A 15,656-nucleotide genomic window follows, 5' to 3' on the forward strand; every position below is an offset into this window, starting at 1 on the left:
ATGAGAATAATGAGAATAATTTTCTTTACTATGAAAAACATTAAAAAATTAAATATACTGATTACACCGTTCATAATTTTTCTTGTGGTGTTGGTGGCTTCTTGTGATTTGGATGAGGACCCTAGAGACCGAGTAAGTGGTGAACAAGTGTTTCAAGATGAAGCTTTTGCTGACGCATTGGCTGCAGACTTGTATGCAAGATTTCCTTACGTAGCCTTTGATAATTTTAACGGCAAGCTTGGCGAACATGATTTAGGCACTTCAAGAGGAGGTAATTTTCAAGGTTGTTTCACACATGGTGGTATGACCAATAATAAAGATTGTGAAGGCTTATGGGACTATGAGTATATGAGAGATATGAATGTCTACATTGAAAATCTGCGCGCGTCTGAATTATCTGATGGCTTTAAAAACCGACTTGAAGGCGAGGTTCGAACTTTAAGGGCTGCGGTCTATTTTAAAATGCAAAAAAGGTACGGAGGCGTACCGATTATAGATGTTGTTCTTGATCCTTTTGAAGAGGTGCCTGAACAATATCGGGTAAGAAGTACCGAAACTGCGGTAGCTGATTTTATAGATAGCGAATTGGCGGCATCAGCGGTTTTACTAATGGCCAATGGCGATGATCCGTCGCAGACAGGCCGTGTTAATCAATATACTGCTTTGGCGTACAAAGCACGAGCAAATCTTTTTGCTGCTTCCATTGCTCAATTCGGTACTCTGGCGGCTAACGAATTAACGGGCATTGCAGCATCTAGAGCAGATGAATTCTATGGAAAAGCTAGTGCCGCAGCTCAAGCTGTAATCGCAGGCCCATACACATTACTTTCTGGTGGCGATCCGGTTCAAACCTATCGAAATATCTTTATTGAAGATTCTAATTCTGAAATTATATTTGAAAGAATTTACAACGGTGTTGAGATCGGCCATAGCTTCGCTCATCAAAATCAACCGACACCATTCTCTGAAGGACAGGGCTCGGAAATGAATCCTACATTAGGGCTTGTAAATCAATATGAAAACCTAGATGGTACCTTCAGCACCCCTGCTTTTGGGACTGGCACTTTATACGCAACTGGTCGGGCCCCTTGGGAAAATAAAGATCCTAGGTTACACGCATCAGTATTTTTTGAAGGCGATAACTATGCAGGTAATATTGTAGAATTATATGAAGGTATAGATAATGGTTCTGAGATTATTTCGGAAGTTGGCGTTAGTGTCAGCGGAAAATCTTCTGTTGGGACTGCAAGCCGAAGACAGGCAAATCAATTTTTTCCATCGACTGGTTTTTTACTTCATAAATACATCCCCCCTACTCCATTTATTCCTGCCGGTACAGAGAGCAACAATTGGAAAGAATTGAGGTTGGCAGAGATGTACCTAATAGCAGCGGAAAGTGAATTCGAATTAGGCAATTTGACTGATGCGGCTACGTGGCTCAACTTCACACGCAATAGAGTTGGTTTAATAGATTTAGACGAAACCACAATAACACGTGATCGAGTAAGAACAGAAAGAACCAGCGAATTGATTTATGAAGGTCATCGATGGTACGATATACGAAGATGGAGAACTGCTTTTGATTTATTAAATGGGCAAGTAGTGCAGGGGCTCCGGGTTATTTACGATGATGCTTCAGGGCAATATTATTTTCTTCAGATTGACGGAGAAAGCGTTCAACGTCAGTTTCGCCAAGAGCATTATTACAATCCTATAACTCAGAGCAGAATTGAGGCTCAAGGAGAATTAGTAGAGAACCCTAATTACTAACTGAGTTTTAGATAAAAAAATATGAAACTAATTATACCAAAAATAAATACTATGACAATTAAAAAAATTCCGCTTTTAGCATTGATGGCAATCTGTGTAACGGTTTTTTCAAGTTGTAGCGAAGAAGTTACAGATTTTGGGTTTGATGGTCAAATCAGTGGAACAGTTCTCGATCAAAATGGAAACCCAGTAGCGGGTGACGCTTCAAATTCAGAGTTAACTGTATTTCTTTTAGGAGAAGAAGACCGGGTTCCTCTTGAACTAAGGGTTAATAATGATGGTACTTTTACCAATAATCAACTGTATCCTCAGTCGTATACCCTTACGATCACCGGACCTATTAACGCTCCCGCGCCACAAAACGTAGATCTTACAGGTAGTGCTGTAAAAAATGATATTACGGTCACACCCTTTCTAGTTGTTGAACAGCCATCAGCTACTATCTCTGGAAGTGTAATTTCAGTCAGTTATGTGGTAAGCCCCAGTGCAGGACATGCAGTAGACGAAATAAAAGTATTAGTCAGTAGCGTCAAAAAAGTTGGTGTAGATACCGGTAACGGACCTAGATGGCAAACCCGAGAAGCGAATCCGGTGGATAATTCAGGAACAGCAACAATAACCCTTGATGCAGAGCTTTTGGCAGCAGCAGCGGTTGGCGGTAATGGCGCCTTAACTGTTCGGGTTGCCGCAAAATCTGATCAGACTACTGCTTGGAATTTAAGCCTTCCAATCATTGTTGATTTATAACCTTTATTTTCTTATCAAATAAAAACACACATAGTGAATAATACCTTAACGTGTTTTATTCACATAACTTTTGAGGTTCGCTATTTGAATAAAGAGTTCTATGAAAGAATAAAAATCCTTCATATCCAGAACTAAAGTAGAATAATTTTAAAAGATCAAGGAGACACAAAAACGTAATCTATATTTCTTGATACCTAGTAAATAGTAATTTTATGAATAAAATAGTTTTATTATGTTTCAGCCTACTACTCATTGCGATTTTTCTTACCGAACAAAAAACTGGTATTGCAGAAATAGATAGTTCTGGTGATTTAGCACTTGCCAACAAATCGCCAGAGGCTCAAATCCCCCTTATTAAACATGCCGATACCACTGTAATAGAGATGAAAACTGACGGTATCAAACTCGGTTATTCAATTACAGAAATACAAGCTAAAGCTGGTGATATTTTGCTCATTAGATATGTTAACAAAAGTGATATGAATCACAACATAGTATTAGTTAGAGAAGAAGCAGATATCCGCCCTGTAGGTATGGCGGCTCTTCAAGCAGATGCTGTGGCTAATGATTGGATACCCAAAAAAGAAATGCAACGCATCATCGCCCACAGTGATTTGGCTTATTCAGGAGAAACTATAGAATTCTCATTCAAAGTACCACCACCAGGCACCTATCCGTACATATGTACCTATTCTGCACACTGGACGCAAATGCAAGGTCGGTTAATATCAACAGAATGAAATTTTAATTGTGTCAATTTATTAAACCAACGACAAACAAAAATTTACAATAAAATTAATCCCTATGACTTTAAAATATAATATCACCCTAACAATAAGTAAGTATTTAAACTATACGGTTGTTTTACTACTGGTACCTATCATGTGTTCAACAGTTACTGTTTTTGCACAAGGCAGTAAGAAAAAAATTGATTTCAGAACCCATATTATTGATGACTCCCTAATTGGAGGTGCATTTTCAAATACTGGCATGGCCGATTTCGACGGCGATGGAAGACTGGACTATATCATGAGTTCACGTGGTACAAATAAAATATACATATACAAGTTTCATGAACCTGGTCATTGGTCTAAATATATCGTTGGCGAAAACCCACCTACAGATGCCGGTGGTACCGTACTTGATGTAAACGGTGACGGGCTGCCAGATTATGTTGTAGGCGCAGCTTGGTACCAGAACTCTGGAGACTTAAACATCCCCTATGAGCGCATTATATTCGATGAAGAGATTGTGAAAGGTGGTATTCATGACCAAGTTGTATCTGACGTAAACGGAGATGGTCGTATGGATGTAATAACAATGTCAGATAAAAATACGCTGCGTTGGTATGATATTCCAAACAACCCCAGAGATCCATGGGTTCGTCACGACATTGGAGCTCCTGTTCATGGCGGCGTAGCACCTAAAGGATTTGGAGATCTAGATGGCGATGGTGATACTGATGTTGTCAGAACTGACGTTTGGTTTGAAAATGTAAATGGCAAAGGAACCAAATGGAAGCAACATGATTTAGGGCCGTTTATGCCCCTTCCAGAAAATGAGCCGGGATTTGCTGCAAATGCAGCTAGATCATGGGTTGATGATATAAATAAAGACGGACGTTTGGATGTTGTTCAGACTGTTGAAGAAATGCGAGGCGGAAGAATATGGTGGATGGAAAATCTTGGTGCTGACAAGAAAGGTATTATTCAATGGTACCGACATGAAATTGCAGGTGCAGACCGCATAATGGGAGGTTTACACTCTCTCGGTGTAGCAGATTTCACAGGCGATGGAATACCAGATGTAATTACCGCAGAGCAAGATTGGCAAAGAGCTCGCCCAGGTGCAAATGGCGAAGAGAACCCACGATATTTCCTATATGAAAATCTTGGAGTTGGCCCTTCTTGGTCCAATAATCCTAAAGTGGAGTGGAAAGAACATATTATTGCTGATGCAAATCTTGGCGGCCACGAAATTGTATTTGGAGATGTTACCGGAGATGGTATGTTAGATATTATAGGAAAACCATGGAGCCCATCTGACAATAATGCGCTAGGTGGCAAAGCTTTTGTAATCTTCTTGGAGAACAAATCTGTACTTGATTAATACTTGACAAATTCAATTCATTCAACTATTTACTAGTAGAATAAAGTCTCCCTACAACTTGTATTTTCCAATATATAATGGATGACCTTACCTTTTTATTGACAGAAGTAAAACATAAAAATAGCTGTTACAAAAAAATGATTAAAGCAATCAAATCAATGAACATCACTCTAGAACATAAAATAAACTTACCAATACAGCTATTAATGTGCTCAGTATTTGCTTTGGCTGTGATTCTTAGCCCAGGTACTTCATTGCAAGCACAGGTTCAGCCCTCTCTTATACCTGATAATATGAATGCAATGGATCATGGTCCATTCGCTACCTCAACAATTGCATATGACCCAGTGACAACGAACAATATTGCAGTTCATAAAGGTATTGCTGTTAAAGTGGGTAATAACTCTCAAGCAGTTATGGTTTTTGATACAGATTTACTACGCGTTTCAAGTGCTTGGACCGGCGGCTTTCTTTATTGGAATATGGACGAGCGGAATGGGCTTGAAGATTGGCCTACACCTAATGGTTTTACCCACTTTGAAACAGGTAAAGCAACAGGATGGTCTCTTGAAAAAGAATTTGATGATCCAAGAACATGGCCATACGGACCGATCAAAAAAGAAAGAGGCAACTATAATGGGCTATATGTTAATGATAAAGAAGTTCTTTTTTCATATTCTATTGGCGAAAGTGAAATTCTAGAAACACCAGGTTTTGAACAAATTGCAACCCATGATGTTTTTACCAGAACGTTTAAAGTGAGCCCTACTCAAAAAGAAGAAACACTGTCTTTACGTGTACTTCAGGCACCTAGTGGGGCTTCGTTAGAAGTAGTACCCGTTGCTAATTCTAAAGGATATTTGAAAATAAAGGCAGGAAATAATACACGTGTTATCGGATTTCAAGGAGCTGTCGGTGATGTAAAATGGAGGATAAAAAAGAGTCATCTTATCCTCGACCTTCCTAAGCTAACGCAACCCGTTCAATTCAAGCTTGCAATCGGACCAATTACCTCAGGTGAGGAATCAGGTTACATGAAAAAATACCTTGAGCAAGCTTCTACCTTAAGAGACATATCCGAATTAAAAAAACCTGGACCAGACCAGTGGAAAACCTTACAAACAAAAGCGGTGATGGGCCAAGAAGACGGACCGTTTGCCGTAGATGAACTTACACTTCCAATACCTAATCCATGGAATTCATATTTACGATTAACCGATATCGATTTCTTCTCAGATGGTCGTGCTGTTGTTACTTCGATAAGCGGTGACGTATGGATCGTTGACGGGATTAAAGACAATCTTGAAACCCTAAGTTGGCACCGTTATGCCACTGGTCTTTATCAACCTCTTGGAGTTAAAGTCGTAAAAGGTCAAGTGTATGTTACCGGACGTGACCAGATCACGCGGTTACACGATTACAATGATGATGGTTTTGCTGATTACTATGAAAGTTTTAATAATGATTTAATGGCTTCCACCAATTTTCATGCGTTCACTATGAATTTAGAAACGGACGCTCAGGGAAATTTCTACTTTGCTAAATCTACCCCTTGGCCTCCATACGTCCAAGGGGAAGGACTACCCAAGAACGAAGAATTGACACCACATCAGGGAGTGCTTTTTAAATTATCCCCTGATGGTGAAAATCTTGAAATAATCGCTAGTGGACTTCGCAATCCTAATGGATTAGATATAAACACTGATGGCGAAATGATTTATTCAGACAACGAAGGTAATTGGGTACCCACAAGTAAAGTCCATAGAATTAAAAAAGGAGGATTTCATGGCTTCATTCCATCCGCCCATCAACCTGATAAACCCAAGTCATTTGTACCCCCAATTAGCTGGGTACCACATTATATGGACAACTCCCCAGCAAAACCAATGTTCATAACCAGTGACCAATGGCCCAAAGAACTTCAAGACGACTTGATATTGGCTTCCTATGGAAGGGCTAATCTTTCTTTAATCTTGAAAGAAGAAGTGGACGGTGTATGGCAAGGTGCACACCTATCTCTTCCATACATATTTAAATCAGGACTTGAACGAGGACGGTTTCATGCAGATGGTAACCTTTATGTGACAGGTATGACCAGTTGGCAATGCATAGGAGAGGATTGGGGTTCTTTTCATCGAATGCGATATACAGGAAAGCCTTTAAATATACCCGTTGCAATTAACACAAAAGCTGGTGGAATTGAATTACGATTCAGTCAAACTCTCGACCCCAAAATAGCTGTAAATAAGGAAAATTATGCTTTGAAAAAATGGACATATCCATGGACAAGGCAGTACGGTACGCGTGGAAAACTCTATTCAGTAGACAAGCCAGGTGTTACGAAACCTGACCTGGTACAAGTTAGATCGATTCGGTTATCAAAAGATCGGAAATCAGTATTTCTTGAAATACCTGAATTAAAACCCGGCAAGATATCCACATCTATTGGAGTACTAGAAGAATTACCAGAAATGATTGAAGCCTCACTAGGGTTGGTTATATCAATAAATTACCAGATTTCTGCAGATGATGGTGTCGAGTTGAATCAATTTATTCATAAAACAATCCATAGGGTTCCGACTGAAGAGTTTAAAAAATAAGTTAAGCCCGTATATTTTAGCAACACAATAAAACTATGAATATGAATAAGTTAACACTACCAATAGTATTAGCACTAGTAATTCAAGCAGATTTTTTGTTCGCTCAATCTAATGTTTCAATTGATGGAGAATTAAAAAAATGGCATCCAATCGTTATTACGTTTGACGGTCCAGAGGTAAGTGAAATAGATGCTTACAATCCATTTTTGGGTTATAGATTGAACGTTACATTCCGTCATGAAAGTGGGGAGTCAGCATATGTCGTACCGGGCTATTTTGCTGCCGATGGAAATGCAGCTGAATCAAGTGCAATCTCTGGGAATAAGTGGCGTGTTCACTTTACACCTGACAGAACTGGGTCTTGGACTTATATAGCTTCTTTTCGCATGGGAGAGGATATTTCAGTGAATTTGAGCAACACGGCCGGTAAATCAGTAGCTTTTGATGGTGCGACAGATACAATACATATTGCTGCAACAGATAAAAGCGGGAGGGACCACCGTGGCAAGGGCATACTTCGATATGTTGGTGAAAATTATCTCCGTTTTGAAAATGGAGAATGGTTCATGAAAGGTGGTGCGGATGCTCCTGAAACGCTGCTTGCGTACGCAGATTTTGACGGTACCTACTCTCAAACGAAACCTTCCACTCATTCCTATGGTGATGAACTTTTGTGGGGTAGTACGCAACACAAAGATCGTCGTGGTGCTTTTCCCATTAAAAATTATACCGCTCATATTAAGGACTGGAATGAAGGGGATCCCGTTTGGCAAGGTGATAAAGGCAAGGGTCTAATTGGTGGATTGAATTATCTTTCGGAAAAAGGGATGAATGCTTTTTCATTCCTAACAATGTCGGCAGGCGGAGATGGTAAGAATGTCTGGCCATGGATAAATCACAAAGAGCTTTCCCGATATGATGTTTCGAAATTGGCGCAATGGGAAATTATCTTTTCTCACGCCGATCAAAAGGGTTTGTTTTTACATTTTAAAACCCATGAAACGGAAAATGATCAGTTGTTAGACGGTGGCTACCTCGGGTCTAATCGCAAATTGTATTATCGGGAACTAGTGGCTCGTTTTGGACATCATCATGCCCTCAACTGGAATCTTGCTGAAGAACATGACCTGTTCCAAGAGCTAAAAGATACTGAGATGGATATCGCAAAAGCAGATGCCAAGTACATCCATTCAATTGACCCTTATCACCATCCAGTGGTCATTCATAGTTACCCCAATCGCTATAGTGAGGTATACGGTCCATTAGAGGGATTTGAGTATATAGAAGGTGCATCTGTACAAACAAGCAATATGCGCCCTTGGAATAATTTTGAAAATGTTCAACTCTTGGTGGAAAATGCAAGCAAAGCGGGTAGAAAATGGGTTGTTTCACTTGACGAACCCGGCAGTGCTGGATTAGGTGCGAGTACCGATGATTGGGATGATAATTATAATCAAGACGATGCACGAGCTGTCTATTGGGGAACCATTGCGGCCGGGGGTGCCGGAATCGAGTGGTATTTCGGATATAGAGAAGAGCAGAATGATATTGTTGCCGAAGAATGGCGAAGTAGGGATGCCTTATACGATTATACCAGAAATGCAATGGATTTTTATAAAGGAAACAAAATTCCTTTTTGGAGAATGCAGAATGCAAACAAGCTAACGCGCAGTGAAAAAGACTTTGTCTTTGCTGCACCTGGTGAGGTTTATGTGATATATCTTCCTGATGGAGGCGCGGCAACCCTTGATCTAAAGGATAGTAAAGATACTTATACTGTGCATTGGTACAACCCACGCACAGGTGGAGAATTGCAAAGGGGAAGAGTTCAGAAAAAATTACCTGTTACATATTCAAGAAAGCCTGCAAGCGTACTTTCGGCAGTACCAAACGTAAAATCTCCTGTAGCTCAGCAAGGACGCGTTGTTAAGGTAAGCGGTCCAAGCAATGTTTCACTTGGTATACCGCCTGTAGAAGCTGAAGAAAGAGATGATTGGGTCATATTAGTTAAAAAACAGTAAAAGATGAGTGTTTATTGACGCTAAAAAATAATAGGAAGCATATCTAAAAGACCTAATTAAAAAATTAAGTTGAGTTAGTTTGAAAATCCGTAATTCTAGGTAAATAAGAAGTCTCATCATATTCTTATTTTGCTTAATTACGGATTTCCTATGTTTTCCGTTGTCAAAATTTTGGATAAGGGTAATTCATGATGCTTTTCAATCATTATTTGTTATAGGAATAATGATTCTGCCGCATTTCCATCAGCGCAAAATACCCAGGTAATGTGTAGGTAGGCACACCAGATTTGTGCATGAAGGTTACCTCATAACGATAGTCGGTAAACGGATTAAGATCAGTCCCCTTTTCTTGAGCGAAGGGTTCGGCAATATCAAGAATGATTTTATGTCATTTTTGCAGTTCACCCGAGACTATCACTTGCCCATCACCTTCACTATTTTGATCAGTATTGGATTGTTTTGAGTTGTTAGTACAAGTCAATAACGTACCTGCACAGACAGAAGTAAACAGAAAATTTATACACTGTTGATGCCGATACTTGATTTCGTAATATATCTTATTTAAGTTTTGCTGATTGTTCAAATAATTTAAAATCAACTATTAATTTAAGCATTCCCGGTAGGACCCATTGTTGTATAATATTCAGCTTTTCAGACTAATGGAGGATCTCTAGAATTGCTCTTCTATTCCATATTTTCATGATAAAAGGTGCCAATCAGTTTCATTGACCGACCTATTTTATTGCTTTAAATGGATTCTTCAGTCGTGATTCTATAAATTTGGATGTTTGCTTATGAGAGCCTTTTTTGTAAAAACCAAAAACACAAACAGCATCGGTACCTGTATATGCCCTTTTGTCTTCATCTCTTCCAAAACTAAAAATTACCATATTCAGTCCTTGTCTCCAACCTTCGTCACCGGCCGTTTCAGGACCAACGTTTTTAACTCCTGCATAAAAAACTTGTTTGTCTTTTGGGTCACTATCCGCCAAGTAAAAGAATGGGGAAGGAAATTTATTTCCGAGTTCCGGTTCGAGGTACCCCAACCCTCCGGTCTTCAATTCTCTATGAACACCGTCTTTTAAAACGTAGTAGTCTTTGGCAATAACAGCTTCTTGTTCCCCTCCTACAGGTCCTTCATAAAGAAATGCATACTTATCATCGGCCTTTATTATTTTGATTGCACAATGCGAAGGAAAGAAGTGATACTCTAATTCATAGGTTTCGTTAGAACTTCTCATAATCAGATGATCACCTTCTAGTTTACCTTTGAATTGAACATCTCGACCATTCTCGTCAACCCATCTCGATGTGGAGTTGCTTTCTCTTTGAGGATGATTAAAATTGCCTTCTCCGAAATTAGGCCAGCCACGGTATTCATGTTTTCCACCTTCACTTGAAGATTTATTATATCCCCTATCTGCATCGTTGCCAATCCAGTCGTTTCCTGCAAGATCAAAAGCACTGTTAAACCCTGATTTTCCATCGGTTTCTCCATTTTCGAAATACCATGTTCCTCCAGCAGCAGCAATCTTCCAGCACATATTGTCAAAATGTTCAACTTTAGTTACTACCACTTTATCAGGATATGGAGAATATCCCATTCCTGCAATAGGTTCACTTATACTCTGATTTTGTGCAATTAGCAACTGAAAACTTAGTATTATCAAACTAAGCGTTGAGATAAGTAACTTTATCATAACAGTATCGATATTTTTTGTTTTTGTATTAAAAAACAAATAAATACAAGAATAACGAAAATAAACGTAAATAGAAACTGATTTTTATACAAGTTGCACTACGAATTACTCTAACTTGATATAAATTATTCTTGAGCTAATATTGTAGTCTTTTATAATGACTCTAACCTAAAATTATTTCCAACAGAATAGCATTGCAGCAATATAAAAATGATCATCATCAACTTATATAGATTTCAGTTTCGCCGATGGATAGGTATAACATCTGTGGGGAAAAATTGGCTAAATTTTGAATTTTTGCTTGCTTTTAACCAAGTACTTTCATCCAATAAACCATCTAGTACAATGCTATCAGTTTTTGAATAAAAATTTGGGGAGGATCACTATTTTCAAAAATTGAACTGACATTTTGAAAAAGTTGCAGTACTGGTTATTAATCTATATACAATTAATACGAAAAACCACATATAATAAATTAATGCAATTTGTCAGTTGGCGTAATAATTGAAAAAATATAAAAATTTCTGTTTAATACTGATTTATGGTATTACGATTTGGGTGATTTGTTAGCGAAGCTTTTAAATAGTAAAAACGAATTATTTTTTATTGAACTCTATTTCTGTCCACCTTCCCCTTGAATAAGCAAACCCATCTCCCTCGGGTATTTTATCATTCGAATGACTATTGAATTTAATTTCAATATGCTGATCTTTTTCTAATTTTATATTCTTTAACAAATGTGTGTTAATTTCATAATCCACCTCAGTATCAGGGTTTTGAAACTTTCCTATTTGCTCTTCATCAACCGATATTACATATGTTGATTCTCCGTCTAACTCTTTAAGGCTCGTGAATTTTATATCATACATTCCGCCTTCTCCAGTAAATTTGACAAATGCAGATGAAAACTTATTTTTAAATTCTACTGCATTTATTGCCAGCGCATTTCGAGCACTATCCCTATAAAATGGGACGCTATTTTCATTTGATTCATATTCAAAGTCGTGCAACGCACTATATACTATTTTAGTAGTTTTTATCGCACTTGAATTTTCAATCTTTTCCTCACTTTTTGTTTTACATGAATTCGATATTAATCCTCCCAAAACTAATAGTATAATTATTTTATTTAGTTTCATTTCTTTTATTTAATAATTTTTATAGATTTTTCTTTTGACTAATAATTGCTGGTTCAGACTTTTTATCCGGTAGTTTTCTCGATTGCCATAATTTCAATAGAAACGAGCAATTCTCAACTTTAGTTTTCAATTTGAATACTTGCGCTTTTGATCGCTACTTTTTCTTAAACCCAGATTTTCTTTAGCCCATCGGTCATACCTAAAAGTGGATCGGCAACAGGTATGGGTAAGGAGGCAATATTTTTATCAGCTTTTGGTCGCTCTCCTGGTTCCCCTTTATTTAAATCCCAACTGCGCCCATCAGGATAGGCGCCAACCACCCCTAAATTTTTACTTCCCAATTTCTTATGCCCTACACCAGCAGGGATAATTACAATATCCCCAGCTTCAACATTTACTTTTTCGCCTTTTTCACCTCCGAAATGGACCAATGCACTACCTGAGTAGATGCCTAAAACTTCATGTGAAGTGCTATGATAGTGGTGAAATGGGTAAATTCCATTTCGCCAGGAATTTGTCCAATTATTTTCGGAAAACCTTTTCTCTAACCATGTAGCACCGCTGTTCGACCTTTCCTTAAATGCGTTTTTATAAAGAATAAGCGGATATTTGCTGTTTGGTATTTTACCGTCATCTTCAAAAAGCAATTGCTGGGGTTCTTTGTCCATGGGCCAGATATTTATTGGTAGAAAAATGGCCAGACCAATCTGCCCGGTGGTTGTTATAAATTTTTTACGGTTCATGTTGACTTTTCTTTTTTGGGATTAATCAAGCTAAATCACTGCTATAATTCTTTAATAAGAGACTTAGATTATTCATCATTGTATTAAATTCTATACACAGGGAATAATATTAAAAGTCAAAATCATTTGAGTTTGGAACAACACGCTTTACTTCATTCAATGAATATAATAGCATCATGTCTTCATTGGATAGTTCAAAATCAAAAAGCTGTGCTAAATATAGAAAATTTTTGTCCTGACCAATGACTATTTGATTTGCATCTTAGATAACAGGAAGTGAACGTCAATGTTACATTGCAACTTCTAACAAAAAAGTTCTCATTAATAGAGAACAATTATCGACTTAAGTTCTTTTTGATTACTATAGAATCAAAAACATCCCAAATTTTCGAAAGGCTTGATTCCAGTCATTGTAAACTAGTCAGGCATGTATTCTTCAGATTTTATAAACTATTCTTGAAAATCTTATTTGTTGCACCTATGTTGTACCTGAAATAAAAAAGCAGACTCCTTAAAGTCAGCTTTTGCTCGTTGTACAGGCGGAGGGACTAGTAATCCCACACCTTGCGGCACTAAATCCTAAGTGTAAGGCCGGAATAGTAGGACCAATTTTTTTTTGAAATAAAAAATAATTCACATAAGACCATTCAAAACCAGTATTGGAGTGCGAATTGAGTGCAAATAAAAAAGAGGTCTATAAAAATTAATTCATAAACCTCTAATTTTCAAGTCGGGGTGGCAGCCAGCCACGTATCGTTACAAATAATTGACTATCAGTATTTTAATCGTACTTATCTAAACCTAATCCCTATATGTACACTTGGTCTAAATAGTAGCTTAAGAACGTATTGATTTTGTGTTATTTACATCATAAAATTAAGGAATAAATGCCAAATACGTTCAAATGTGATATGGTAAACTCAAAAATTCTACTAAATTGATGACTAGGCACAGAACACCTCTTTTTTTATTTCACTCTCCAATTAAAGCCTGTAACGCTTCTTAATGGTGACAAAAGCCCAAAACACTTCTTCTTCAGTTGGAACCCCATTCCCCTTAGTCTATAGTTAATATACTTCGCAGCTGTTTCCATCCAGACTTGCTTGTTTTACCGTATAGCTCTAGTTATATTTTTGTTTCGTAAAGAACTACTTAGATTATCTGCATTGTATTTTTTCAATTCATTGTTACTTGCTCATTGTTCTTTCAGCTTAAAATAAATCCAGATTCCTATATTTTTTTTGAAGTTCAGAGTTTTGATATTTTCTTGGAAATTCGAAAGGTACTAGTTCTTATCAACGGTCACAACAAGCGGATGGTTCAAGCGCTCTGAATAATAGCGCACCACCCCGTCAGGCCTCTTTGGTGTTGAATATAAATACGTATCCTTTTAATGGCACATACTGACTTTTATGGTTTCTACCTTCTGATTTGAGAAACAAGTTGCAATAGTATAATGATAATTGTTTTAACACCCATTACTCTTTTAATCCGCTTTCCATATTAATTTATAGCACTTTAACCTTACCTGGAATAGGGATACTATAGTTGCCGTCGGGGCCGGGGGCCGAGGGCATATCCGCATCCCAGCTGAATTCCTTTGGCAGAATACTCCTGTTGGATTTCAGGGCCTCTTCGACCGTGATTATTTTCCCGGAGTGGATGGCCATTCTACCTATAATGGTAGTCAAAGTAGATTTCGCGCCATAATCCAACTGGTTCAGAGGTTTGTTGTTAATTACCGAATTAATAAAATCAGATTGGCATTTTTGGGAAGGCCCAATCATCTCATCCTTATCTCGGTGTGCCCAAATCAATTCTCCTTTGGCATCATAAATCCTAAATTTTTCATCTGCATAGCCTTTTGAACCTTGAACATGGAACCCTACCCTGTTCCACGTATTGTTCATATTGGTGGACTGAACGTGCAGCTTAATCTTATTGGGATAATCAAATTCGGCATAATGATGGTCATAGGTATTCCCTTGATCAGGACCATTGAAGGTCTGCCTTCCCCCCAATCCCTTGGCCACAATAGGGTAATCGTTCATGAACCAGTTCATTAAATCTATGGGGTGAATCGTCTGACCTGCCAATTGACCTCCCCACAACCATGTAAAATAACGCCAGTTACGCATCTGGTACTGCATCTCGGTCTGGTCGGGCGTGCGCGGGTAAATCTTGGGTGCACCCACATTATAATAGACATTTAAAGAAGTGATGTCTCCAATGATACCTTCTTCAAATTTTTCCTTCATTAGCTGATAACCCGTTTCATAGCGCGATTGAAGGCCAACAACCAGACTCAGATCTCTTTGTTTTGCCAGTTCGTTAGCATCCATTACTTTATGATATCCGGGAATATCGACAAACAAGGGTTTCTCAATAAAAACATGTTTATCTGCTTTCACAGCGGCTTCTAAATGGAGAGGGCGAAACGGTGGTGGTGTGGCCAACAGCACCACATCGCAATTTGCGATTACCTTCTGGTAGGCATCAAAACCCATAAACTTTCTAGAATCCGGTACTTCCACTTGATCTCCATATGTATTTTTCAAGTTCTCATAAGCACTATTGAGTCGATCCTCGAAAACATCTCCTAATGCCACCAACTTGACCATCCCGGAAGTCTTAAGTGCCTCGTGGGCGGCACCTTTGCCTCTATTGCCGCAACCCACAAGTCCAATCCTTAATTCCCTTTTACCGCTTATATGAAACGCGCTCATGGGAAAACTGCTCAGCAACGCCCCTCCGGCAAGTGCCGAAGCCCCCGATTTTACAAAATTTCTTCGCCCGTTATCCGTAATCTCTTTCTCCATAATTTCTG

The 15,656-nt window shown here is 38.3% G+C and carries 10 protein-coding genes; 6 read left to right on the forward strand and 4 right to left on the reverse strand.

The features are described from left to right. The first annotated feature begins 30 nt into the window (after window positions 1-30). The 6 genes from BLS33_RS19500 (at window position 31) to BLS33_RS19525 (ending at window position 9,247) form a co-directional block, all read left to right on the forward strand. Window positions 31-1,770, forward strand: a complete 1,740-nt coding sequence (locus BLS33_RS19500) for a RagB/SusD family nutrient uptake outer membrane protein (RefSeq protein ID WP_176801460.1) — start codon at window positions 31-33, stop codon at window positions 1,768-1,770. A gap of 84 nt (window positions 1,771-1,854) precedes the next feature. After that, window positions 1,855-2,517, forward strand: a complete 663-nt coding sequence (locus tag BLS33_RS19505) for a carboxypeptidase-like regulatory domain-containing protein (protein ID WP_176801461.1) — start codon at window positions 1,855-1,857, stop codon at window positions 2,515-2,517. Window positions 2,518-2,729: 212 nt separating this feature from the next. After that, complete coding sequence (locus tag BLS33_RS19510) at window positions 2,730-3,257, forward strand: plastocyanin/azurin family copper-binding protein (RefSeq protein WP_089893701.1); 528 nt, start codon at window positions 2,730-2,732, stop codon at window positions 3,255-3,257. Window positions 3,258-3,321: 64 nt separating this feature from the next. After that, window positions 3,322-4,626 carry an FG-GAP repeat domain-containing protein gene (locus tag BLS33_RS19515; RefSeq protein WP_089893704.1) on the forward strand — a complete coding sequence of 435 codons (1,305 nt, stop codon included), beginning with the start codon at window positions 3,322-3,324 and terminating at the stop codon, window positions 4,624-4,626. A 206-nt stretch (window positions 4,627-4,832) separates the two neighbouring features. Next, the gene (locus BLS33_RS19520; RefSeq protein ID WP_176801462.1) at window positions 4,833-7,226 is read left to right on the forward strand and encodes a DUF6797 domain-containing protein; all 2,394 of its coding nucleotides are present in this window, start codon (window positions 4,833-4,835) and stop codon (window positions 7,224-7,226) included. A gap of 41 nt (window positions 7,227-7,267) precedes the next feature. Continuing rightward, a complete protein-coding gene (locus BLS33_RS19525; RefSeq protein ID WP_176801463.1) occupies window positions 7,268-9,247 on the forward strand; it encodes a DUF5060 domain-containing protein in 1,980 nt (659 codons plus the stop codon). A 734-nt stretch (window positions 9,248-9,981) separates the two neighbouring features. Here the strand turns inward: BLS33_RS19525 and BLS33_RS19530 are convergent. The 4 genes from BLS33_RS19530 to BLS33_RS19545 form a co-directional block, all read right to left on the reverse strand. Further along, on the reverse strand, window positions 9,982-10,947 hold the full coding sequence (locus BLS33_RS19530) for a hypothetical protein (protein ID WP_176801464.1): 966 nt from the start codon (window positions 10,945-10,947) through the stop codon (window positions 9,982-9,984). A 596-nt stretch (window positions 10,948-11,543) separates the two neighbouring features. Next, the gene (locus tag BLS33_RS19535) at window positions 11,544-12,086 is read right to left on the reverse strand and encodes a hypothetical protein (RefSeq protein WP_089893714.1); all 543 of its coding nucleotides are present in this window, start codon (window positions 12,084-12,086) and stop codon (window positions 11,544-11,546) included. Between the two features lie 164 nt (window positions 12,087-12,250). Beyond that, on the reverse strand, window positions 12,251-12,829 hold the full coding sequence (locus BLS33_RS19540; protein WP_089893717.1) for a cupin domain-containing protein: 579 nt from the start codon (window positions 12,827-12,829) through the stop codon (window positions 12,251-12,253). A gap of 1,508 nt (window positions 12,830-14,337) precedes the next feature. Beyond that, entirely contained in the window at window positions 14,338-15,648 is a 1,311-nt protein-coding gene (locus tag BLS33_RS19545; RefSeq protein WP_089893720.1) for a Gfo/Idh/MocA family protein, read from the reverse strand. Between the last annotated feature and the right edge of the window lie 8 nt (window positions 15,649-15,656).

This window comes from Kriegella aquimaris (assembly GCF_900103215.1).
In the GTDB taxonomy this organism is placed as follows: Bacteria; Bacteroidota; Bacteroidia; order Flavobacteriales; family Flavobacteriaceae; genus Kriegella; species Kriegella aquimaris.